The sequence below is a fragment of the Bacillus cereus group sp. BfR-BA-01350 genome (assembly GCF_022663775.1).
Taxonomy (GTDB): domain Bacteria; phylum Bacillota; class Bacilli; order Bacillales; family Bacillaceae_G; genus Bacillus_A; species Bacillus_A paranthracis.
Window position 1 is genome coordinate 66,270 of record NZ_JAKUGD010000015.1, and the last position, 23,203, is coordinate 89,472.

The following is a 23,203-nucleotide window of genomic DNA, read 5'->3' on the forward strand; positions in this document are numbered from 1 at the left end:
TTCCCTTTGAATCAGTTCTTTTTTGTTAAGCCTCTAAATTTTGTCTTGCTTGCAGTTCAAACTGCTTTTCACTTCTTCTAGCCATAAATAAATAGCATAGTACCGCACCAATTTCACAAAGAGCTATTACAACACCCATCGGTAATGCGGTATTACTTCCACCAATACCTACTAGCGGTGCAACAAGCGCTCCTGAAATGAACTGTAATAAGCCTAATAAAGCTGATGCTGTTCCTGCAGCTTGTTTTTGATTTCTCATCGCTAATGAAAACCCAGTTGTTGAGACAACCCCAACACTTGATACGACAAGGAATAACGAGCATAAAACACCAATTAACCCTATCCCTAGTAAGATTGTCAGTAATAAAGATAAACCACCAACAGCTGCAATAATGATACCAGAGACAAATAATGTCTTCTCATTCACTTTCCCCGCTAAACGACCCGTAACCTGACTAGCAATAATAATACCGATACCGTTGATTGCAAAGAATAAACTAAATTGCTGTGGTGATGCTCCGTATATGTTCTGCAACACAAATGGTGAGCCCGAAATGTATGCAAACATTGCCGCCGTTACTAATCCTTGTGACAATGCATATCCCATAAACAAACGGTCCTTTAACAGTTTTCCGTATGTCGCTAACGTCCCTGACAAACCGCCTGTTTCTCTTTCTTCAGGAGGTAATGTTTCACGTAATACGAAAGTAGCTGATATTAACATAAATACACTTATTGCTCCGAGAACGATAAAGACACCGCGCCACGTTGTAAACTGTAATAATTGTCCCCCAATAATCGGTGCCAAAATAGGTGCTGCTCCGTTTACTAACATAAGCAGTGAGAAGAACTTCGTCATTTCAGAACCTGAATACATGTCACGTACCATTGCACGTGATATAACAATCCCGGCTGATCCTGAAGCTCCTTGTAGGAAGCGTAATAACACTAAAGTCCAAATAGATGGCGCAACAGCACAAAGTAAAGAAGAAGCAACATAAATAATGAGAGCAATAATAAGAGGTTTGCGTCTTCCGTAAATATCACTAATTGAGCCAACAAATAATTGTCCTACTGAAAGCCCAAGCAAACAAGCTGTTAATGTAAGCTGGGCTAGGGATGCACCTGTTTGCAAGTCATCCGTTAATTTCGGTAATGAAGGCAAATACATATCAATAGATAATGGCCCAATCGCCGTAAGTGTTCCTAATACAAGAATCATCCATAACCTGTTCATCTTTACAGGCTTATATATTTCCTGATTAACTTCATTCACTTTTTCCGTTCACCCTTTCCTATACATACTAAATCGTAACAATTATAGTTACAACATACACATACGTCAAGTATAGCGTATTTTCCTGTTTAATTTTGTAAAAAAAGCGATAGAATCTCTATCGCTTTACTTGTTCAAATTACTATTTGTAAATTTAGATACGGAAGACATCGCCTCTCCTGTATCTAAATATGTGATTTGAATTGGATCTCCCACTTCTGTAAACATAGCATATGGGAACTTTTTCGCAGGTATCATAAACACTTTTTGTTCGTTCTCCAACAGTACATAAACAATTGTATTTTCACCTGATTTTTCTTTATATACACGTTGTACAACGCCTTCTTTTTGTGCCTCTTTACCACTTGAAGTTGGTCTAAATGAATCTCCACTTCCGCTCAGCGCATTTTTATAATTCTCAAGCGCTTCTTTTTGCGTCGAACCTGTTGCAAATATTTTCGCATTAGAAGCATAGATAACCGTATGGGCACGTACTAACCCTCCATCATCAATAACAGGTACAATCCAAGAAGGTTTACCGTACACGTTATAAATAACCGGCATTGTCCCATGCCATTTCTCTCTCTTAAAGGAATTATCCACGACTTCCGAAGCAGCTGAACCATCCATAATTCCCTTTACTTCTTTTCCGTTATAGTAATACAACTTACCTGTACGTGCATCAATGAGTGAGTAACCTAACGCAGAATCTACTCCTTCTTTCGGAGAAGTAAAATCAGTAAAGTAATATAGTGTTCCATCCTTACCGAAAATCGGTGTAACTCCTTCTTTCGTTCCCCACTCAGTCGGAATCTTCATATCAGTTTGCGAGAACTTTGTATTCCAAAATCCGTGAATATATTTACCGAAGTACGTATTTAACGTAGATGCAGTCTCGTGATTTAATACACCATCAACAAATTTAGGTGCCTTTCCTTTATCGTATCTTTTCACTTCGCCTGTTTGTGCATCTACTACTACAACGCCCTCTACCTCAAATCCAGATCTTCCTGAAATAAATTCACCGTACGTCATTGTATAATACGGTTTCCCTTTATCATCCACTTCAAATTTCGGTTTTCCTTTAAAGATTAAATTTGGTTCTGCTTGCCTTACCACACGCTCTAAATGATTTCCGAAAAACATGCTTGGCACGTATTTCATTTTATAACCAAGGTGTAGCTTTGCTTCTGCATCAGGATTCGTACCTGACATCGTGACGTACCCTGGAATTGTCTCAGCTTTACGTGCTTTAAAAAATCCTGAAACTTCAATCGGTGCTACATATAAAGCCTCGCCATTTACCATTTGTGGCGTTAATTCTCCTAGCTCAAAATAAGCTACTTTCGGAATATCCCCAAATACTTTTTTCATCTTATTCTCCGCTGTCTTTGGCGGCACTGTAAATGGCTGATCATTTTCAGTAAATGGCTCTGAAATATCTTTCTCTACCTTTACAACAGAATCATATTTCTTTTGCGAGATTACTATATCGTGCAAATAACCAAAGTAGCCGTAACTTGCAAGTAAAACAAGCATTAGAAGTCCTTTTAACGTGCCTTCTAATTTACCTATTTGATCTTGGGAAAATAAAACAAGCCCAATTAAAATCGCTACTGCAACAGAATAATGAGTAAGAATTGAATCTGCTCGATCATCAATTAGCCAAAAATATTCATAGATTGCAATACCTATCCAAAATAAAACTGGAATAACTAAAATAGATGATTTCTTACCCTTTACAACCTTCTCATCCCCTTTCTTATCCACTGCTCGAAGTTTACTACCGCTTCTTCTTGTCCATGGAATCAAAAACAAAGTGAGAATAGCTAAAATTAAAAATTTCATCAAAGGCAATGTCCCCTTTTCTTTTGTCTTCCCCTTTAGTATAACAAATAAAGGTTATTCAGGTAAAAATGGGAATTGTTATATTTTTTTACTACTTAATACAACTCCGCTCACTACATATAAGATAGATGCAATATAAAAAATCGTGCCGATCGTAAAGAAATCTACTAAATATCCTGTTGCAATAATTGCTACTGCTCCTCCAATCGATGTCCACACATGATATTTTCCAATCTCATAACCAGCATTTTCTTGTACAACTTTTCGTGCTAACGACGTCTTCTCCGTATTACGCTGCACAGCCCCTAAAATACCCATTAAAATTTGAAGAATGTATACATGCCATACTTCTGTTGCAATAGGAAAACAAAGCATTAATATCGCCATGGACCAGGCGTATATAATTAATAACTTTCTATCACCTACTCTATCAGAGATTCTTCCAACTAACGGATATACTAGAGCTGAAGTTAAGGCAAATAAGCCATATGCCCAGCCAAACTGTGAGAAGCTATTTCCAACATTCCGAAGCAATAGAATGTAAAAAGGAAATACCATACTTCCAGCCATCATAATGATGCTTTGTGAAGCTACAAATCTTCTATATGTCATTTCGTATACTCCCTATAAAATAAATTCACAAATCTCTCTTTTAGATCCGCTTCTTTTTTCTTCTGAAGAAACTCTTCTATACGAGGATATGCTCTCTTTAACTGCTCTTTCGTTGGATAAGAATAATACGGTAAATAATAACTACCGTTATGCTTTAACGTAACATCAATCATCTTCTGAATAACATCCTCTGTTTTCTTTATCTCATTTTCAGAACGCCCTTGATTAATTAAAAGAACCAGTGCAAACATATCATCTTTCGCATAGGATAAAACTGCATTTTCATTCTTTTCCACGTAACGAATCGTAATATTAAGCAAATTAAACTCTTCTTCATTTAATACGTTACGTAAATCATCTATGTATTCCGTAAAAGAATCTATAGGCACAAAATATTCTTGTAACACCTCTGTCCTATTCGGATTTTCATATTCCATAAAGGCACTATCTGACCTCATAACATTATTTCGCGTCTCATACTTTCCATCTGTACGTTCGAAATAACTTCTTTGTATATCCCAAAACGTATTCTTTCCCCAATCACTATAGCGTGATAATCCAAGTAAAAATTTCGGCGCTGCTATAATAGTTTCTTCTTTTAATTCACTATACTCTTCCCTCATATTTTGATTTTGTGCCAATGTATAATCTGTCACATACATTTCTCTTAAGAATGAATTTGGAGCAACAGAAATACGAGCTAAGTGCATACGAACATTAGCATCTTTTTTCACTTTTTCTTTGAAATAAGACGTGTATTCTTTATAATCTAGCATTTTCGTATGCGTTTCATATAATTCATCATTTGTTAACTTTAAAGTCACATCTAAAATGACACCAAATAACCCATAACCGCCAATGACGTAAGGAAATAAATCCGCATTCTCTTCTCTACTTACATTACGTACAGTGCCATCTGCCATTAGTAATCGAAATGATTCGACTGTATCAATCAATGCCTCATGACGAATATCACGACCATGTACATTTACACTTAATGAACCACCAACCGTAAAAATATTTTGCGATTGCATCACCTGAACAGCAAGACCATATGGATTTACTTTCTTCTGAATATCATTCCACGTGACGCCGCTTTGAACTGTAATGCGCTTCTTCTCTGGATCAAATTCTAATATTTTATTATACCCTTTCATATCAAGCATCGTACCATGTGGATAGTATGTCTGTCCGCCTTGGCTATGTTGCATACCAGCAATAGAAATTTTCTCTCCAGAAACATTTGCATCTTGCACTAATTTTATTAACGATTGCTCATCAGTAGCACTTTCAACACGTTTTATTTTTGTCGGAAGCAATTTACCTACATCACTCATAATAGGATGATCGAGTTGTTTTTTATATGTATGTACAGACGTTGCAAGCAACACTGTATATGCTACAATGACCACCGCTATCTTTCCTTTTTTCAAATGACACTCTCCTCTTCTACATCTTTTCCTCTTTATATTGTACCTATTTTCCTATGAAGAAAGAATACAAAAAAGAGGGACCTTATTTTAGGTCCCTCCTTATCAAAACTGTTACTTTGCTGCTGGCAATTGTATTGGGTCAAACTTTTCATACGACGTATATTTTGCGTTCGTAATAATGTGTGCTTTATCCTTGCCATTACTACTCATAATCATGTCTATCTTTGCTGATTCATATTTAAAATCTTTTGTAATGATATATTCTGCATCCACTTCTTCTATCTTCGCGTTTTGTGCTTGTAACATTTTCTTCTGCGTTTCATCCATGCTAGTTAACATACTTTCTGTTTCTTGCCCTTTTAATGTAAATTTCAGTTTATATTTATCTCCGCTTTTCTCCAGCTTCATTTTATCTAAAACTACTTCCGGTACTTCTAATTTATCTATAATATCTTGAGTCGCTTTCATTCCACCAGCGTTTAATTGCTCCTCTGGTACGGTTATAACTTCTCCTGTATTAGGGTTTTTTACCTCACCAGCAACTTTACCATCCACAGTATACACTACAACATCTGTACCGGAAATATTCATTTCAGAACGAGAATTCTTTGTCTTTGGCTCTAATTGCATCTTAGCCTTTAATATATCCATCTCTGTTCCCTCAGCTTTTACCCCTACACCATATGTCATCGTTACATGTTCTTCATTTTTAAAAGCTTCATTCGTTTTCTTGAAAACATCTTTCGCCGTTAATTCCTTTTCTTTTTGAACGGATTCTTTTTTCGGCTCATCCGTCTTTGCTGTTTTCTCATTACTACATCCTACCCCTAGACTGATTGCAAGCACTAAACTTGAAATAAAAATAATTTTTTTCATAATTCCGCCCCCCTTTCCCAAAATAATATCATCTCTTTTCCTATGAAATCTATATAAATTTCAATCTATATTCGCTATATAGCGACATGTTTAATGAAGAGTTTAAATATGATGTAAATAACGACAACTCATTTCAGGAGGTCATTATGAAGGCGATCATTTGCACACAGTATGGACCACCTAACGTTCTTCAGCTTCAAAATATAGAGAAACCTATACCTAAAAAGAACGAAGTATTAGTTAAGATCCACGCAACGAGTGTAACGACTGGAGATTGTAGAATACGTGGGTTTAATAGCCCTCTCTTATTTTGGATTCCTATGCGAATCATATTAGGTTTTAGAAAACCGAGAAAGCCTATACTCGGTGTAGAGTTATCCGGCGAAATCGAAGAAATAGGAACAGATGTAACTCAATTTAAAAAAGGAGATCAAATTTTTGCATTAACAGAGCTTAATGTCGGTGGTTATGCAGAATATACATGTGTACATGAAAGTGGATTAGTAGCATTAAAACCTACCAATGTAACGTATGAGGAAGCAGCAGTTATTCCCTTTGGCGCAACTTCGGCACTACACTTCCTAAGAAAGGCCCGTATAAAAAGGGGGCAACAAGTACTCATATATGGCGCATCTGGATCAGTAGGAACAGCTGCCGTACAACTTGCTAAATATTTCGGCGCAACCGTTACAGCTGTTTGTAGTCATTCAAATTTTGAACTCGTGCAATCTTTAGGGGCTGACAAAGTAATCGATTATACGAAAGAAGATTTTACTAAGCAGGGGGAATACTATGATGTTATATTTGATGCAGTTGGAAAATATAAAAAATCCCTTTGTAAACAAGTATTAACACCTAATGGAATATATGTATCTGTTAATGGAATGATGGCAAAGGTAAGTAAAGAAGATATGTTTCTACTAAAAAAACTAACTGAAACAGAAAATTTAAAGCCTGTTATTGATAGAACTTACCGATTAGAAGAAATTGCTGAAGCTCATATATATGTAGAAAAAGGGCATAAAAAGGGGAACGTTTCGATTACCTTAAAATAAAATATATTCAGAAAATAACGTTGACAATTCTTTTTGTAAGATTTACTATTAGTACCATATTAAAAAAACTACATACACATACTCTTATCAAGAGTGGCGGAGGGACTGGCCCGATGATGCCCGGCAACCGAGCTTATAACGTATAAGCTAAGGTGCTAATTCCTGCAAAACGAGTTCTCGTTTTGGAAGATAAGAGAGGAATCTATTTTGTCTATTCGGCACCTCTCTTATTTTTGAGAGGTGCTTTTTATTTTGGAACGTATATTTAAGGGGGAATTATAGATGAAGAAAGTATTATTAAGCATTGTAAGTGGGGCTGTATTATTATTAAGCGCATGTAGCGGGAGTTCAGATAAAGAAGTAAAAGCGTTAGATGAGAAAAAGATTACTGTCGGTGTAACAGGAGGGCCACATGAACAAATTTTTGAAAAGGTAAAAGAAGTAGCAGCGAAAGACGGTCTCGAAATTGATATAAAAGTATTTAATGATTATGTAGCACCGAACGTATCCCTCGATGAAAAAAGCCTTGATGTAAATAGCTATCAAACGAAATCATATTTAGACGTATTTAAAGCTGAACGTAATATGAAATTAACTGAAGTATTTTCAACAGTAACATTCCCTATGGGCGTATATTCAAAAAGCTTAAAGGATGTAAAAGAATTAAAAGAGGGCGATGCAATTGCTGTACCGAATGATCCAACGAATGAACTTCGAGCTTTAAAACTATTTGAAAAAGCAGGTGTTTTAAAAGTTGATCCAAAAGCGACAGAAAAAGCGACTGCAAAAGATGTAATTGAAAATCCAAAAAATTTAAAGATCGTTGAATTAGAGGCATCTCAATTACCAACACAACTAAGTGAAGTAAAAGCAGCTGCCATTAATACAAACTTTGCATTAGGTGCAAAATTAAGCCCTGCGAAAGATTCTATCTTCCGTGAAGGAAAAGATTCACCATATGTAAACTGGGTCGTTGTTCGTACTGAAAATAAAGATGATGCTGTTGTAAATAAATTAAAGAAAGCTTATCAATCTAAAGAAGTAAAAGAATTTATCGAGAAAAAATTTGATGGTTCTGTTTTACCGTCTTGGTAGGAGCTGACGATAATGATTGAATTAAAAAATGTATCCAAAGTATTTACAACAAAAAAGGGGAATGTGGAAGCTCTTAAGTCTACTTCCCTCCAAGTAAAAAAGGGCGAAGTATTTGGAATCATTGGATATAGTGGCGCTGGCAAAAGTACATTAATTCGCTGTGTAAATTTATTAGAAAAACCAACAACAGGAAATATTATTGTAAACGAGCAAGATTTAACAACACTGTCTACAAAAGAACTAGCAAAAGCGAGACAAAAAATCGGGATGATTTTTCAAGGGTTCAATTTACTTAAAACCGTTACCGTCTATGAAAATATCGCACTACCTTTACGCCTTGCTGGCATTCCAAAAGTAGAAATTGAAAAAAGGGTAGAAAAGTATTTACGTATTGTCGATCTCTTTAATCGAAAAGACGCCTATCCAAGTGAACTTTCTGGTGGCCAGAAACAACGTGTAGCCATCGCGCGTGCACTATCACATGAACCGGAAGTGTTATTAAGTGATGAAGCAACGAGCGCTTTAGATCCAGAAACAACTGATTCTATTCTTGACCTATTATTAAAGATTAATGAGGAAATCGGGATTACAATTTTATTAATTACACATGAAATGAATGTCATCCAGCGTATATGCGACCGAGTTGCTGTTATGGAACATGGAGCAGTAGTTGAAAGCGGGACTGTGAAAGATATTTTTACAAACCCACAACATGTAACAACGAAGAAATTTGTAAATAGTGCATTTGCAGCAAAAATTCCAGAAGATGTACAAAAAGAACTTCAAACTACTGGTGAAATTGTAACTCTTTCTTTTATAGGAAATTCTTCAGGAGAACCAGCATTAGCTGTCGCTACAAAACGATTCCAAGTATATCCGAATATTTTATCCGGTAATATTACTCAATTAAAACATGAAGCATACGGGAAACTTATCATTCATATGCAAGGGGAACAAAATGAAATCAACCGTGCTTTATCATTTTTACAAGAACAGGGAATCATCGTAGAAGGAGGTAGAACAGGCCATGGAAAACAAGTCCTTTTTGGATGAATGGGGTAAAGTTATATGGGAGGCGACCATACAAACTTTTCAAATGACATCTATTTCATTACTCATCTCGATCCTTATTGCACTGCCACTTGGTGTCACACTTGTTTTAACGAGACCTGGTGGACAGCGAGAAAACAAAATCATTTATCCAATTCTTAATACAATTATTAATATCATTCGCTCTCTTCCATTTATCATTCTATTATTCTTCATTCTACCTTTTACAAAATTTCTAATGGGAACATCCATTGGTGTGCAAGGTGTTATCGTACCGCTTGTCGTCTTCACTGCTCCCTATATCGCAAGATTGATGGAGACCGCATTATTAGAAGTAGATCGTGGTGTGATTGAAGCCTATCAAGCGATGGGCGTTTCTACTATAAAAATTATTTGGCACGTTATGGTGAAAGAAGCTCGTCCCTCCCTTGTACTTGGATTAACAATTGCAACGATTGGCTTAATCGGCGCAACAGCAATGGCTGGCCTTGTAGGTGCTGGTGGACTAGGGGACTTAGCATATCGCTTCGGACATTTACGCTATGAACCTGAAGTAATGTATGCAACTGTCTTTATTTTAATTATCCTCGTTCAAGGATTACAGTCTTTAGGGAATGGTATTGCACGAAGGTTGAAGAAAGATTAAAAAAGAAGGTATCTCACCAGGGTGAGATACCTTCTTCTTATCTTTTAAATCCACCTTCTGAATGAATAACTTGTCCCGTAATCCACTCTGCTTCTTCACTTACTAAAAACTTAATGAGTCTTGCTGCATCCTTTGGCTCACCAATTCTGCCAAAAGGAAACATTGGTTTTAATCCTTGCTTTATCTCTTCAGTCATCCAGCCTGTACTAGTTGGACCTGGGTTAATTGCATTCACTGTTATTCCTAAATGAGCTACTTCTGCTGACAACGTACTAGTTAGAGCATCAATAGCCCCCTTCGTTGTTGCATACGCCAGTTCTCCAACCATAGGCCCTTGAAATTGCCCCGAAGTCATATTCACAATTCTACCACCAGATTTCTTATCAAATCCTCGGGCAAATTGACTACTTAATAATGTAGTCGCACGAATATTGACCATGTAGTGCTTATCTAATTCTTCAGCAGTCAAATTAGAGAAATCATTATTCGTAGAATACGCTGCATTATTAATTAATATATGAGGGTAGCCTAGTTGTTCAGTAACTTTATTTATAAGCTCTTTCGGTGCATCATTCTGAGTTAAATCTAACTCCATACTCGATACTTTCACACCGTTTTTTAGTAACTCTTCTTGTAATTGTATTTGTTCACTTTGATCAACGCCCCAAGGCATCTCTTTATCATACTCTGTCCAATACGTAAAAAATATATTGTATCCAGCCTCAGCTAATTCTTTACAAATTGCTGCGCCTATACCATCTAAACGACTTACACCTGTAACAACTGCTACTTTATCTTTTAATTGATTCATCATATACTCCTCCAATTTTAAAGGACGCATATTTTATATAAGAGATATGAATTTCCCCACATAAGTATCTATCCTTACAAAGGGGACGCACAAGCCAAATATGCAGTCCTTGCATGATTTACAGATAGCCAAATAACCCCTCACTTATGAGAGAAAAATTCATCTATCTAATTTCTAATCATTACAAGTTCATCCACATATTGAGTCCTTGTCTCCTTTCCATATACCTCTATTTCTATCATAACAATATGGTGTAATATTTCAAATGATAAAAAAATAAAAACCAATATTCCATTCCAAACTTCTATCAAATTTATTATATTATAATATTTAAATAATGGAAATAATTAGAAAAAACACTGGTAAATATTGACTAGCCTTCTTATAATAAAACGTGGGGCTAATGTGAGAGTTTAGTTTTAAACAAATAGGGGGAAGAAACATGTCAAAAAAATTACTTTCTTTATTTTCTGCAGTAATCGTAGCAGCTTTTGTAATAACCGGCTGTGGTCAAAGCGATACGACAAATAAAGAACAAAAAGAAAATGCAGCCAAAGAAAACAAAACAGAAAAAACGGATACAACAAAAGAAAATAAACCTGAAGAAAAAAAATCCGAAGACAAGAAAACTGAAGATAAAAAGACGGAAAATACCGCTACTAGCTCCAGCGATTATTCTAAACTTATTTCCTACATGGAAAAAGAAACAGGCGGAAAAACAAAAGTTCTTTTTGAAAATAAGGAACCACAAGTCTATAAATCTGAAGATATTTCAGTATCGATGAACAGTTATACATTAGTTGAATTAAATGGATTCCATACGGACTTTAACATTCCATTTAACCGTCAAACAGAGGGCGGAGTCATTCTTGTGAACTATAGCGTAAAAAATAGTTCAGCTAAAGATATTTATTATATGCCAGCATTGGACATATCGTTTACTGGTGCGCAGAAAGTATATAGTAACTATAAAGATTTAATTCCAAAAGAAGATCAACTGCCAACTAAGCTTGCTCCAACGAATGATTACTTAGTAAAAGCAGGAGAAACTATTTCTGGTTATATCGCGTATCCATTTGGAAAAGATGATCTAACAAAAATTTCAAGTCTCTCAACAGTCTCAGTCACAGTCCCAACTGCACAAGCTAATAAAGGAAAATTCGATGCTCCAATCGGCAGTCCCGGAAGCTTTTCATTAAGTTTAAACAAACAAGGTGCTGAAAAGGTTGCAACAGATAAAGCTTTCTACCAAGATAAAGCTATAGCTAATAACATGGGCGATAAAAAAATGTTAAAAGAGAAATCAAGTATTAATAACAGCCAAGAATTAGGCGCTGTTAATGTTACATTAGATGGATACCAATTTACTCAATTCACACCAAATTCCGTCGAAGCACCGCGCTTTGCAAATTTCAAAAACGGTATTGTTCTATTAACGGTGAAATTCAAGCTTGATAACAAAGATACTCAAGACGTTTCACTATCTCCTATAAGCTCTACATTGAGAGTAAATGATGGTACACAATATACGATTAATGAAGGTATGCTACTAAATTACGACTATAACGCTTCAGTCAAAACGGGAACATCTGGAGAGTTACTGCAAGTATTTATTTTAGATCAAGAGCAGTATGAGAAGATTTGGAAAGATAAAAGCTTTGAGATTGAGTTAGGACCTATGAGAAATAAAGAAGCTAAAGATATTTCACAAGGTAAAAAAGCTAAGTTTACATTACCTAAATAAATTACTAAATATATAATAGAAAAGGCATATAACATATGATTGTTATATGCCTTTTCTATTTGTATCAAGAACAAAACTTTCATTTAAGTGTATACATTTATGATTACCTATCCGTTGTATAAGTATAGGGGGGAAAAATGATGGGAAAAGAAAATATATTGACCTCCTATCTTATCAATTTAGGGGAGGAAGTGTTCAAACTATTACTAGCGAAAGGGGCTATAAAAGAAGACGCAGAAGACATCATCCAAAATACTTTCTATAAAGTATATACGTTGCTAGATGACCTAACAGAGAATAACATACGTCCATGGTTTTTTAGGGTTGCATTAAACGAATACATTGACTTGAAGAGAAAAAAAGAGCAGCAAAATATCTATTTAACTGAAGAGATTTATTCAAAACTACAATATACAGACCGAGAATTAGATGCTGTTTTAAATAAAGATGAGATTTTCTATCTATTAAAAGATATAAAACTAGAATATAAAGAAGCCTTCTTTTTAAAATATTATTATGATTTTTCATATGAAGAAATCGCCTTAATACTAGATATTCAAGTGAACAGTGTTAAACAAAAATTACATCGTGCACGTAAAACAATTCATTCTACAGTAGGAGGAAAAACTTAATGGATACTTCTTTAAAAGATGCATTAAAAAAAGCTAAAAGGAAACAGTTACTTAAAATCATTATTACTTCTATTATCGTTGTAGTCATGCTGATTCCTATAATGTACAAGGTTGGCAATTACTTCGCAGCGAAAAGTTCTACGAAGCTGCACGAACATCTCTTTTTACATAACGCAATTGCAGAACCGAATGTGCAAATTGATTCTCAAGTAACGAGTAATTCTTCTATGTTTGGCGGCAATATCGTATCTAATCGCTCTAAAAACATTAACGGTTACGTAGTACGATGGAATACACTGACAAGCTCTTACGATTGGTTTCGCTCTAATATCGATTACAACGAGTTAATACCAGGATCTTATTGGTCTAGCTCTAGTAAAGAGGCTTATAATTATGATAAACAAACGAAAAATAAAGTTGCTACATTTTATAATCCGGCTATCAAAGAATATCATAATGGAGTCAAAAATGAATTAAGTGCCGTTTCAACAATGAAAAACTATGTAGCGGAAGTTGCTATCTCTTTCAATCAACCTTATACATTAAAAGAAATTCAAACAAAAATACCAGACAACTTAAATATCGTATGGCTATATATGGTCTCACCTATTAAAGACGAAAGCAAAGGTCCTGCCGGTATGCAAGTTTACGGATTTGATCCAGAAAAAGAGCCTGAAGAAGCGTACAAAAGGTTCTTTGACTCCCTTAAACAATACGATGACGATGGATATGACGAAGATATCCAGAAGTTTTTAAAAGCAAACAAGAACAAACCATTTGATCAAGTGAAAATCTTAGGGGTTATGCTAACTGGGAAAACGGAAAACTTTAAGGTATTAGAAAACCAAGACTTTGTTCGCGGTGCTTCTGTAGGGGTTACTGCACAAGTTGTTCCTTATATAAAACCGGAGAAATAATAAGGAACGCCCAGATGAACTTAAAGAACACACATAAAACTGTTTACTACGGGAGCTATCCGCTACAATAGATAGCTCCCATCTCTCATTTATTGCTTAATTTTCAAAAATAAACTTCATAATATTTTAGGTGCAATTTTATAAATAAAAAATCATATATTTGTTCACATTATATCCATTGTGAATCTTTTCACAATGGATATATAATAAACTTGTAAATACAATATTGGAGGGATTTCAATGGTTATCAATTTTTTAAGAAATGATAAACGTGCTGCTTTCATATTATTATTTTTACGACTTTACATAGGGTATACATGGCTCGCTGCTGGAATAGGCAAAGTCTTTGGACAATCTTTTGACGCAAGTGGTTTTCTAAAGGGTGCTATCGCTCAAGCATCAGGTGACCATCCTGCAGTGCAAAGTTGGTGGGCAAATTTTCTTCAACATTTTGTTCTTCCAAACGCAGACCTATTTAGCTTTTTAGTTCAATGGGGAGAAATTTTAGTAGGTCTAGGTTTGATTTTAGGCGGATTAACAAAAACAGCTGCATTTTTCGGAATCATAATGAATCTTGCGTTTTTATTAAGCGGAACTGTTAGTGTAAACCCAAACCTGCTTATTTTAACTATGTTCATTTTAGTTGCAGGACAGAACGCCGGACGTATTGGATTAGATGGCTATGTTTTCCCAAAACTTTTCCGTAAAAACAGCCACGGAACATATAAATTAAGCAAAACTGCGTAGTAACGGTTTACTCTTAAAATATAAATAAGAAAAAGAGCCTGCGTATAGGCTCTTTTTTGTTTACTCCAAATTTAAACTCTTAACGAGCCACGAAAACCTCTGGCAGCATAATAAGAATCTGCCCCATTGTGATACACGAAAACATGCCCGAAGCGATAATCGCAAAATAGCGCACCACCGAGTTCTCGAATATCTGAAGGTGTTTGTACCCAACTTGATGATTTCATGTCAAAATCTCCAAGTTTTTGCAATTCCCGATATTGTTCTTCTGTTAATAGTTCAATACCCATAGCATTTGCAACATCAATAACATTATTTTCTGGCTTATGTTTTTTTCTTGATTCTAACGCTTTCAGATCATAACAGAGACTTCTGCGCCCTTTAGGACTCTCCTTTGAACAATCATAGAAAGTATACTCGTCCTTCTCTTCATCATAACCAACAACATCCGGCTCACCGCCTGTTACTTCCATTTCATTAAGTGACCACAATTTTTCATTATTAGTAGCCAGCTTCGCTTCAACTTTAGCCCATTCAAGGCCTTCATGGCGGTTCATATTTTTCTCAAAACGGGCTTGTAATACTTTTAATAGTTCTTCACGTTGTTCTACAGATAACTCATTTTTATTCTCTGTCATATTCGTCCTCCGAATTAAGCTTCCTTATAACCACTTAAATCTTCTCAATAATGGTTTACTTGCAGTTTACAACAATCTGGCCCGATTGCACAACGAATAATCCCTGTGCGGATATCCATTATATAGTACTAAAACCCTCCATACTTTCTCCAAGAATATAATGTGAAAACCACATCAAGTTCTGCTTCATAATAGCCACATGAACTCCTGGTTGGTCAGAACTATATGCCATTCCTTTAAATATAATTAATTCTGTATCAACTTCCATATCCTTTAACCCTTGATGTAGCTCATATGCATTTGTAATTGGTATTCTTACATCCATTTCCCCATGTTGAATTAAGGTAGGTGTACATGCTGATTTAATATATGTCATTGGTGATGTTCTCTTATATATATTTGGATCATTCCATGGAGTATTTCCTAAATACATTCTAATAAAGTAAGGGATATCTGTATTTACATAATGGGTACTCCAGTTCGTAATTCCTCCCCCAACTGAAATAGCTTTAAATCTACTACTAAATGTAGAACAGAAAGCTGATATATATCCTCCGTTACTCCATCCCATAACTCCTACTCTATCTTTATCTACCATCCCTTTTTCAATTAGTTCATCCACTCCAGATATAACATCATCGTAATCAGCAAATCCTTGTTTTCTATAGTTTGCTTTTAAAAATTCATTACCATAACCAGAACTTCCTCTATAGTTTGGCTCTAAAACGATAAAGCCCTTTTCAACAAACTGTTCAATTGGATATTTCTCATTGAAGCAGTCTGAAAATATCGGAAAGGATGCCCAAGCCGGACCACCGTGAATTACTACTAATAAAGGATACTTTTTATTTGCGTCAAACTCTACTGGCGTTGATAAAACACCCTCTATTTCAAGACCATCACTACTTTGCCATGAGATGATTTCCCTGTTGCTTTTAAGCTTCCCTTCGAAAAAGCTATTTTCATTCGTTATTTTTTTATCATCCAAATAGATTTCAAAGGTTTCATTTGTTATAGCCTTATTATAGGTTATATGATTTCCATCTCTTGTTATAGAGGCATCCATTATAAAGCCATCTACTTTTTCGCTTAATGTTTCCACAGTGCCATCTTCAGCTAGCAAACCAATAAGGTAATTTGTTTTATCCTGCCATCTAATTAAAATTCCTTTAGCTGTCCACTGTAATGGCATAACCGTACTATCAAAGTTTGTTAGAGGCTGAAGTACCTCCCCAGTATTCATATCATATATCTCTAATGTACTTTCTTGTATATGGTTTCTATAATACTCCTTCTCTCTTATGCTTGCTGAGTAACATATTTTGCTGCCCTCAGGAGAAAAGCAAACGCTCCCGCCCAACAACCTATCTACATTCATCTTTTGCAGTTCCCCAGCTTCAACATCTAATATGTATAGGTCACCATTCATATGATCGTTTAGGCTTGGGGTAGCCATACATACAATATTTTTCCCATCATTTGAAATATCAAATCCATGGATATAAAAATCCTTACCACCAGTTAATTGATAAACACCGTTAATCTCTCGTTCCTCTTTATCATTTTGTATCACCTTTTCTATTTCAATGTAGCATAAACAATTATTCTGATGTTCCTTACCTACATGTTGAAAATCTCCATATAGGTCCTTACGTTTCTTTATTTCCTCACATTCTTTTGACTGTGCAATATAATAAAAACCTTTACCGGTAGGATCCCATTTGAATGTACTGATCCCTTCTTCCTCATTAGTAATTTGCACCCCACCATAACTATCTAATGACTTAACAAAGATTTGATTTCCCTCATTACCAACAGGGCTAAGATATGCAATATCCCTAGAATTTGGAGACCATAACGGGCATGTACTATCTATATCCCCATTTGTTAATGGATAACTCTGCCCTTTACCTTTTTCATATATCCATACATGATTTCTATATGTATTGTCTTTCCAGTTAACTGTCCTCTTAACAAATGCTACATTTTTGCCATCATCGCTTATATTGGTACTTGATAAGGTTGGTAATGAAATAATCTCTTCTATACTTAAATATGTTTTTTCACTCACTTTCATCCATATGCCCCCTTGTAATGTCCATAAATCTCTCGTCTCTTTTTGTCATAATAAAGGAAATTGTTCACAGATACTTAAAATGATAACGGAAAATTCAGATAAATAAAAGTGAAATTCCATCAGTGGGAGTCTTATAGCCTACGAATTGTGGAATGAAAAATGGACTAAGAATTTAATCTTAGTCCATTTATTATTTTATATCCATTTTGTATGGAATGTACCTTCTTTATCTACTCGTTTATACGTATGCGCTCCAAAATAATCGCGCTGCGCTTGCAACAAGTTTGCAGGTAGTTTGGCAGTACGATAGCTGTCATAATAAGAAATTGCTGCTGAAAATGCAGGTATCGGAATGCCCTGTTGTACCGCCATTGAGATAATTTGGCGTAATCCACCTTGATATGACTCTACAATTTCTTTAAAGTATGGATCAAGTAAAAGGTTCGGTAGGTCAGTGTTAGTCTCATAAGCCTCTTTAATGTTCTGTAAAAAGGCAGCACGGATAATACATCCGCCTCTCCAAAGCATAGAAATGCTACCGAAATCAAGGTTCCAATCATATTCCTCAGAAGCTGCCTTCAATTGCGTGAATCCTTGTGCATAAGAACAAATTTTACTCATATATAAAGCTTGGCGCACCGCTTCAATTAATTCGGCTTTTTCAACTCCAATTGCTGTTTTATCTTTAGGGCCAGATAAAACTTTGCTTGCGTTCACACGCTCTTCTTTTAAAGCAGAAATGCAACGTGCAAATACAGATTCCGTGATAATAGGCAGAGAGATACCTAAATCAAGTGCGCTTTGACTTGTCCATTTCCCTGTACCCTTTTGTCCTGCAGTATCAAGAATAACATCCACTAATGGCTTACCAGTTTCTTCATCTTTCTTCTTGAAAATATCGGCTGTAATCTCAATTAGATAGCTGTTCAGTTCACCTTTATTCCATTCAGCAAATATTTCATGGAACTCTTCTGCAGTCAAATCTAGTGTTTGTTTCAAGAAGAAATATGCTTCACAAATTAATTGCATATCTCCATACTCAATACCATTGTGAACCATCTTTACATAGTGTCCTGCCCCATTAGGTCCGATATAAGAACAGCAAGGCTCGTTATTCACTTTTGCAGAGATGTTTTCAAGCATATCCTTTACTTTTTCGTATGCATCCTTCTGTCCGCCTGGCATAATAGATGGTCCCTTCAATGCACCCTCTTCGCCACCTGACACACCTGCCCCGATGAAATTGATTCCTTCTTCGGCAAGACGTTTGTTTCGGCGAATTGTATCGACAAAGTATGTATTACCACCGTCAATTAAAATATCACCTTTATCGAGGTGAGGGACTAGAGAATCAATCGCTTTATCTGTAATTTCCCCCGCATTAACCATTAATAAAATCTTTCTAGGTGATTCAAGTGAGTTAACAAACTCTTCAACTATATGAGTACCAACTAAGTTTTTACCACGGTTTTCCTCAATGGTTTCATCAACTTTTTCCTTTGAAATATCATATAGGGCAACAGAATACCCTTTGCTCTCAAAGTTAAGTGCGAGGCTTTTTCCCATAACGCCCACACCAACAACTCCAATTTGTAACTTTTCCATATTCTATCGTTCCTTTCCATGTATGTTACTCTGTATTATAGTATATATACTTAAAATAACACTTTAATCAAATAATCCAACTTTTTCATTTCAATAGGCTCTGCCAGTATTCGTGCAAAAGGTTAAAGGGACACGGCACATCACTATCAAGTTAAAAAATAAAGAGAAATTTTCATCCTTATTAATCAATCATGAAAAATAACTGGTTAATTATGAAAAATCACATTAAACAGCTTCCGTATCCCTTTTACTGTTTAGAAAGATCTATACAAATAAACTTAATAATAAAGTAAACCCTAATCCGGCTACAGAAACGATAGTCTCAAGTAAAGTCCATGTTGCAAATGTTTCTTTCATGCTTAAACCAAAGTACTCTTTGAACATCCAGAAACCAGCATCGTTCACGTGTGAAGCAATTAAACTACCAGCCCCTGTTGCAAGGACAACTAAAGCAAGGTTAACATCAGATTGCCCTAACATCGGAATCACTAAACCGACAGTTGTTAATGCAGCAACCGTAGCAGACCCCAATGAAATACGTAAGATGGCAGCGATAATCCATGCGAGCAAGATTGGTGATAATGAAGTTCCTTTGAATAATTCGGCTACATAGTTACCAACGCCGCCATCAATTAATACTTGTTTGAAAGCGCCGCCTCCACCAATAATTAAGAGCATCATCCCAATATTCGAGATCGCTGTTGTACAAGATTCCATCACGTTTTTGATTGGAATATTTCTTGCCAATCCCATTGTATAGATCGCAACTAGTAAGGATATCAACATGGCAGTATCCGCATTCCCAATAAACTCGATCGTTGCTAGTAAACTATTATCTTTGAATCCCATTGTTTTTTGCAACAAAGTAATAATTGTAGCGACTGCCATTAAAAGAACAGGCAGTAAAGCGGTAAAAACACTGATTCCAAAACCAGGAGTTTCTTCAAGTTTAAATACTTTCTGCTCACCTAATGATTGGATATTACCGGTTTTTGTGAACGCCTCAGGTACTAGTTTTTTTGCAAGTTTAGTAAATACAGGTCCAGCTAACACAACCGTTGGAACCGCTATCATAAAACCGTAAAGTAATACTTCACCGATGTTTGCATGCAATTCACCAGCGATAGCAGTTGGTCCTGGGTGTGGTGGTAAAAATCCGTGTGTTACAGATAAAGCAGCTGCCATCGAAATACCGAGATATAAGATAGAAACTTTTAATTCTCTTGAAATTGCAAATACAATCGGAATTAATAATACTAATCCTACTTCAAAAAATAATGCAATCCCTATAATAAATGAGGCAGTCACAACAGCCCATTGAATGTTCTTTTCACCAAATTTTTTCACAAGGGTCATGGCAATGCGTTGTGCACCCCCAGAATCTGAAAGCAACTTACCTAACATCGCACCAAGTCCAAAAACGAGTGCTAAGTGCCCAAGCGTTCCGCCTAATCCCGCTTCAATGGTTTTAAAAATCTTTTCTGGTAGCATTCCAAGTGCTAACGCAACCCCGACGGATACAATGATTAATGAAATAAAGGTATTTAATTTAAAGCGCATAATCAGTAAAAGTAATGCTAAAATCCCAATTGCTACAATGACTAATGGCATCGTAGTTCCCCCCTAATCTTAGCTGTATTTGTATTGATCCCGCTATTCGTGGGCAGTAAGGCCCCCCACCTCGAGATTTAGATAGAAGCGAGGCATGGGGGATTACTGATGAAAGTTTTACTTTATTAAATTTCTTTGATAATTTGCAATTCGTGTATAATCGTCTTCTAGCGCCCTTGATAGGTTAATAAATATAGGCAATAATTGTCTGTATTCTTTTGTTGCTTCTTCTTTCGGTGTATGTTTGTAGGTACTGCCAACCATTTCGGAAACGATTTCAAAAGAATCAATTTTTCCTGTGGCATAGAGACCTAATATACCTGCACCTAGACAAGAGCTTTCGTAGCTCTTTGGAACAACGACTTCAGATGCGAAAATATCGGACATCATCTGTCGCCAAACGTCAGACCTTGCGAAGCCGCCTGTTGCTTGAATACGAGTTACAGGACCATCCATGCATTCTGTTAATGCTAAAAATACAGTGTATAAATTATATATAACGCCTTCTAAAGCTGCACGAATCATATGTTCCTTCTTATGTGACATCGTTAAACCGAAGAAGGAGCCACGTACATCTGGATTCCATAATGGTGCACGTTCCCCTGCGAGGTATGGATGGAATAATAATCCGTCTGCACCAGGTCTCACGCGTTCAGCTATTTTAGTTAATACATCGTATGGATCAATTCCTAGTCTTTTCGCAGTTTCTACTTCTGATGAAGCAAGTTCATCACGAATCCAACGAAGGACCATTCCTCCATTGTTTACCGGTCCACCAATTACCCAATGCTTTTCCGTTAAGGCATAACAAAATATTCTTCCTTTTTTATCTGTTTGTGGTTTATCAATGATGGTCCGAATAGCACCACTGGTTCCAATTGTGACAGCTATCTCCCCTTTCCGAATTGCATTCACACCTAGATTAGAAAGCACCCCATCACTGGCACCAATGACAAACGGTGTTTGGGAATCGATACCAATCTTTTGGGCTAAATCTGGATTGCAGTTGCTAAATATTTGGGTAGTTGGTACGAGTTCGGATAATTGAGCTGATGTTATACCAGCAATTTTTAAAGCTTCCTCATCCCAATCTAGTTTTTTTAAGTTCATCATACCCATGCACGAGGCGATGGAATGATCAACAACATATTGATCAAAGAATTGTTTGAAGATATATTCTTTAATTCCAATATATTTCTTCGTTCTAATAGCAATTTCCGGATGATCATTCACAATCCATGTAATTTTACTTAATGGTGACATTGGGTGAATAGGTGTTCCTGTTCGTCTATAAACTTCATGGCCATTCAGTTCATCTTTGATTTTATGTGCCCATGCCTCACTACGATTATCTGCCCAAGTAATACAAGGTGTCAGCGGCTGATCATTTTCATCCATGGCAATAACACTATGCATAGCACTGCTAAATGAAATAAACGATGGTTTTTTATCTGAATGCTGTTTCGTTATATTTGATATCGCTTGTAAAACAGCTTGAAAAATCTCTTCTGGATCTTGTTCCGCTGTGGATATATCCGGTGTGCGAAGTGGATAACCAATATTCTCGGTTTGGATGACTTCGCCTTTCTCAGTAAATAAAACTGCTTTCGTACTTGTTGTACCAATATCTATACCTAACATATAGCTACTCATGTCCTTGCTCAACTCCTTTAGATAACATTTGTTGTGACATCCAGAGGTCTTCGACTTTCCCTTGAACATCATCGAAGTTTTGATGTAAGGCCTCAATCATGAGGGCTCGATCTTTTGATTCGATTGCTTTTATATAAAGCTCATGATTTTTAATAATCCGTTCAAAGTCTTCGTACTTTTCCTTGAAACGAGTACGCATTGATAAAAGGATTAAGCTTTCCATAACAGGCTTTAAATTATTCCAAATCATTAGGATGTAGGAATGCTCAATGGTTCGAATAATCGTTTCATGGAATAAGAGATCTTGATAAGAAAATTCATCAGAATCATGATATTTAATGGCGATTTTCATCATTTCCATTATTTTATTTAGTTCTCTTACTAAATCATTTGTGTCTATCTTTCCAAGTCGCTCAAAAATAAACGTTTCTATAAGTAAACGAACATCATATATTTCTTCGATTTCTTTCTCGGTTAAACCAATGACAACTGCGCCCATTCTTTCTAAGCGAATAATATTTTCAGAAGCTAGTAATTTTAATGCTTCACGAACGGGTGACCGACTTACAGAAAAATCGGCAGCTATTTTATTTTCTGACAGAATGGTATCGCTTTCAATTACGCCTGCAATAATGCGCATTCTCAATTCGCTCGCAACACGATCGCCTGTAGAAGCTTTTGAAAGCCATTTTTCAGGATAAAGAAATTCCGTTGATTTCGTCATAAATCCACCTCGTGTTAATCAAGTATACTTGTATACAAGTATTATAACTCGGATTTTTAATTATGCAAGCGCTTTTATTGTTTGCTTTGGTCCTATTAGTGGAAAGCCCCATAATTATTAAGCTCACAAATCAAGTCACCCCTAAACTATTAT

20 protein-coding genes and 1 riboswitch are annotated in these 23,203 nt (G+C 35.9%); of the genes, 8 read left to right on the plus strand and 12 right to left on the minus strand.

Annotated features, from left to right (window positions below; all coding sequences use genetic code 11):
• Nucleotides 1–25: 25 nt before the first annotated feature.
• The 5 genes from MR147_RS23695 to MR147_RS23715 all read right to left on the minus strand — a co-directional run bounded on the left by MR147_RS23695 (nt 26) and on the right by MR147_RS23715 (nt 6,045).
• On the minus strand, nt 26–1,237 hold the full coding sequence (locus tag MR147_RS23695; RefSeq protein ID WP_116777297.1) for a multidrug effflux MFS transporter: 1,212 nt from the start codon (nt 1,235–1,237) through the stop codon (nt 26–28).
• Between the two features lie 165 nt (nt 1,238–1,402).
• Nucleotides 1,403–3,124, minus strand: coding sequence for a DUF3981 domain-containing protein (locus MR147_RS23700; RefSeq protein WP_074608897.1), 1,722 nt, complete (start codon nt 3,122–3,124; stop codon nt 1,403–1,405).
• A 78-nt stretch (nt 3,125–3,202) separates the two neighbouring features.
• Complete coding sequence (locus tag MR147_RS23705) at nt 3,203–3,736, minus strand: MFS transporter (RefSeq protein WP_000222369.1); 534 nt, start codon at nt 3,734–3,736, stop codon at nt 3,203–3,205.
• On the minus strand, nt 3,733–5,169 hold the full coding sequence (locus tag MR147_RS23710) for an FAD-binding oxidoreductase (RefSeq protein WP_139302827.1): 1,437 nt from the start codon (nt 5,167–5,169) through the stop codon (nt 3,733–3,735). Before MR147_RS23710 ends, MR147_RS23705 begins: the two co-directional genes overlap by 4 nt.
• Before the next feature lie 111 nt (nt 5,170–5,280).
• Entirely contained in the window at nt 5,281–6,045 is a 765-nt protein-coding gene (locus tag MR147_RS23715) for a DUF6612 family protein (protein WP_000720045.1), read from the minus strand.
• A 146-nt stretch (nt 6,046–6,191) separates the two neighbouring features.
• Here MR147_RS23715 and MR147_RS23720 point away from each other — a divergent pair, with 146 nt between their 5' ends.
• The 4 genes from MR147_RS23720 to MR147_RS23735 all read left to right on the plus strand — a co-directional run bounded on the left by MR147_RS23720 (nt 6,192) and on the right by MR147_RS23735 (nt 9,891).
• Entirely contained in the window at nt 6,192–7,100 is a 909-nt protein-coding gene (locus tag MR147_RS23720) for an NAD(P)-dependent alcohol dehydrogenase (RefSeq protein WP_000643888.1), read from the plus strand.
• 81 nt (nt 7,101–7,181) lie between these two features.
• Nucleotides 7,182–7,296: riboswitch (SAM riboswitch) on the plus strand.
• Nucleotides 7,297–7,382: 86 nt separating this feature from the next.
• Nucleotides 7,383–8,195: a MetQ/NlpA family ABC transporter substrate-binding protein gene (locus MR147_RS23725; RefSeq protein ID WP_074608898.1), complete on the plus strand. Its 813-nt coding sequence runs from the start codon at nt 7,383–7,385 to the stop codon at nt 8,193–8,195.
• Nucleotides 8,196–8,207: 12 nt separating this feature from the next.
• Complete coding sequence (locus MR147_RS23730) at nt 8,208–9,248, plus strand: methionine ABC transporter ATP-binding protein (protein ID WP_074608900.1); 1,041 nt, start codon at nt 8,208–8,210, stop codon at nt 9,246–9,248.
• On the plus strand, nt 9,223–9,891 hold the full coding sequence (locus MR147_RS23735) for a methionine ABC transporter permease (protein ID WP_000428874.1): 669 nt from the start codon (nt 9,223–9,225) through the stop codon (nt 9,889–9,891). The genes MR147_RS23730 and MR147_RS23735 overlap by 26 nt, the downstream gene beginning before the upstream one ends.
• 37 nt (nt 9,892–9,928) lie before the next feature.
• On the opposite strand, the gene MR147_RS23740 is transcribed toward MR147_RS23735, so the two are convergent.
• Nucleotides 9,929–10,705 (minus strand): SDR family oxidoreductase, encoded by a 777-nt coding sequence (locus MR147_RS23740; protein ID WP_139302828.1) that lies wholly within the window; start codon nt 10,703–10,705, stop codon nt 9,929–9,931.
• Between the two features lie 439 nt (nt 10,706–11,144).
• Here MR147_RS23740 and MR147_RS23745 point away from each other — a divergent pair, with 439 nt between their 5' ends.
• From MR147_RS23745 to MR147_RS23760, 4 genes are all read left to right on the plus strand, one after another.
• Nucleotides 11,145–12,446: a DUF5068 domain-containing protein gene (locus MR147_RS23745; protein WP_242304793.1), complete on the plus strand. Its 1,302-nt coding sequence runs from the start codon at nt 11,145–11,147 to the stop codon at nt 12,444–12,446.
• A 140-nt stretch (nt 12,447–12,586) separates the two neighbouring features.
• Complete coding sequence (locus tag MR147_RS23750) at nt 12,587–13,078, plus strand: RNA polymerase sigma factor (RefSeq protein ID WP_000514136.1); 492 nt, start codon at nt 12,587–12,589, stop codon at nt 13,076–13,078.
• On the plus strand, nt 13,078–13,995 hold the full coding sequence (locus MR147_RS23755) for a sigma factor regulator N-terminal domain-containing protein (RefSeq protein WP_074608904.1): 918 nt from the start codon (nt 13,078–13,080) through the stop codon (nt 13,993–13,995). The genes MR147_RS23750 and MR147_RS23755 overlap by 1 nt, the downstream gene beginning before the upstream one ends.
• A 240-nt stretch (nt 13,996–14,235) precedes the next feature.
• Nucleotides 14,236–14,742, plus strand: a complete 507-nt coding sequence (locus MR147_RS23760) for a DoxX family membrane protein (protein ID WP_242304794.1) — start codon at nt 14,236–14,238, stop codon at nt 14,740–14,742.
• A 71-nt stretch (nt 14,743–14,813) separates the two neighbouring features.
• On the opposite strand, the gene MR147_RS23765 is transcribed toward MR147_RS23760, so the two are convergent.
• The 6 genes from MR147_RS23765 to gntR all read right to left on the minus strand — a co-directional run bounded on the left by MR147_RS23765 (nt 14,814) and on the right by gntR (nt 23,050).
• Complete coding sequence (locus MR147_RS23765) at nt 14,814–15,380, minus strand: DUF4256 domain-containing protein (RefSeq protein WP_071728644.1); 567 nt, start codon at nt 15,378–15,380, stop codon at nt 14,814–14,816.
• 118 nt (nt 15,381–15,498) lie between these two features.
• Entirely contained in the window at nt 15,499–17,457 is a 1,959-nt protein-coding gene (locus MR147_RS23770; protein WP_242304795.1) for a S9 family peptidase, read from the minus strand.
• A gap of 195 nt (nt 17,458–17,652) precedes the next feature.
• Nucleotides 17,653–19,062, minus strand: a complete 1,410-nt coding sequence (gene gndA / locus MR147_RS23775) for an NADP-dependent phosphogluconate dehydrogenase (RefSeq protein WP_000413557.1) — start codon at nt 19,060–19,062, stop codon at nt 17,653–17,655.
• Nucleotides 19,063–19,326: 264 nt separating this feature from the next.
• On the minus strand, nt 19,327–20,673 hold the full coding sequence (gene gntP, locus MR147_RS23780; protein WP_242304796.1) for a gluconate permease GntP: 1,347 nt from the start codon (nt 20,671–20,673) through the stop codon (nt 19,327–19,329).
• A gap of 117 nt (nt 20,674–20,790) precedes the next feature.
• Entirely contained in the window at nt 20,791–22,326 is a 1,536-nt protein-coding gene (gene gntK / locus MR147_RS23785) for a gluconokinase (protein ID WP_074608913.1), read from the minus strand.
• Entirely contained in the window at nt 22,319–23,050 is a 732-nt protein-coding gene (gene gntR, locus MR147_RS23790) for a gluconate operon transcriptional repressor GntR (protein ID WP_074608915.1), read from the minus strand. The genes gntK and gntR overlap by 8 nt, the downstream gene beginning before the upstream one ends.
• Between the last annotated feature and the right edge of the window lie 153 nt (nt 23,051–23,203).

Excerpts from the sequence above, each read along its gene's own strand:
- MR147_RS23695 (WP_116777297.1), bottom strand. The coding sequence starts at position 1,237 with ATGAACAGGTTATGGATGATTCTTGTATTAGGAACACTTACGGCGATT.
- MR147_RS23700 (WP_074608897.1), bottom strand. The coding sequence starts at position 3,124 with ATGAAATTTTTAATTTTAGCTATTCTCACTTTGTTTTTGATTCCATGG.
- MR147_RS23705 (WP_000222369.1), bottom strand. The coding sequence starts at position 3,736 with ATGACATATAGAAGATTTGTAGCTTCACAAAGCATCATTATGATGGCT.
- MR147_RS23715 (WP_000720045.1), bottom strand. The coding sequence starts at position 6,045 with ATGAAAAAAATTATTTTTATTTCAAGTTTAGTGCTTGCAATCAGTCTA.
- MR147_RS23720 (WP_000643888.1), top strand. The coding sequence starts at position 6,192 with ATGAAGGCGATCATTTGCACACAGTATGGACCACCTAACGTTCTTCAG.
- MR147_RS23725 (WP_074608898.1), top strand. The coding sequence starts at position 7,383 with ATGAAGAAAGTATTATTAAGCATTGTAAGTGGGGCTGTATTATTATTA.
- MR147_RS23730 (WP_074608900.1), top strand. The coding sequence starts at position 8,208 with ATGATTGAATTAAAAAATGTATCCAAAGTATTTACAACAAAAAAGGGG.
- MR147_RS23735 (WP_000428874.1), top strand. The coding sequence starts at position 9,223 with ATGGAAAACAAGTCCTTTTTGGATGAATGGGGTAAAGTTATATGGGAG.
- MR147_RS23740 (WP_139302828.1), bottom strand. The coding sequence starts at position 10,705 with ATGATGAATCAATTAAAAGATAAAGTAGCAGTTGTTACAGGTGTAAGT.
- MR147_RS23745 (WP_242304793.1), top strand. The coding sequence starts at position 11,145 with ATGTCAAAAAAATTACTTTCTTTATTTTCTGCAGTAATCGTAGCAGCT.
- MR147_RS23750 (WP_000514136.1), top strand. The coding sequence starts at position 12,587 with ATGGGAAAAGAAAATATATTGACCTCCTATCTTATCAATTTAGGGGAG.
- MR147_RS23755 (WP_074608904.1), top strand. The coding sequence starts at position 13,078 with ATGGATACTTCTTTAAAAGATGCATTAAAAAAAGCTAAAAGGAAACAG.
- MR147_RS23760 (WP_242304794.1), top strand. The coding sequence starts at position 14,236 with ATGGTTATCAATTTTTTAAGAAATGATAAACGTGCTGCTTTCATATTA.
- MR147_RS23765 (WP_071728644.1), bottom strand. The coding sequence starts at position 15,380 with ATGACAGAGAATAAAAATGAGTTATCTGTAGAACAACGTGAAGAACTA.
- MR147_RS23770 (WP_242304795.1), bottom strand. The coding sequence starts at position 17,457 with ATGAAAGTGAGTGAAAAAACATATTTAAGTATAGAAGAGATTATTTCA.
- gndA (WP_000413557.1), bottom strand. The coding sequence starts at position 19,062 with ATGGAAAAGTTACAAATTGGAGTTGTTGGTGTGGGCGTTATGGGAAAA.
- gntP (WP_242304796.1), bottom strand. The coding sequence starts at position 20,673 with ATGCCATTAGTCATTGTAGCAATTGGGATTTTAGCATTACTTTTACTG.
- gntK (WP_074608913.1), bottom strand. The coding sequence starts at position 22,326 with ATGAGTAGCTATATGTTAGGTATAGATATTGGTACAACAAGTACGAAA.
- gntR (WP_074608915.1), bottom strand. The coding sequence starts at position 23,050 with ATGACGAAATCAACGGAATTTCTTTATCCTGAAAAATGGCTTTCAAAA.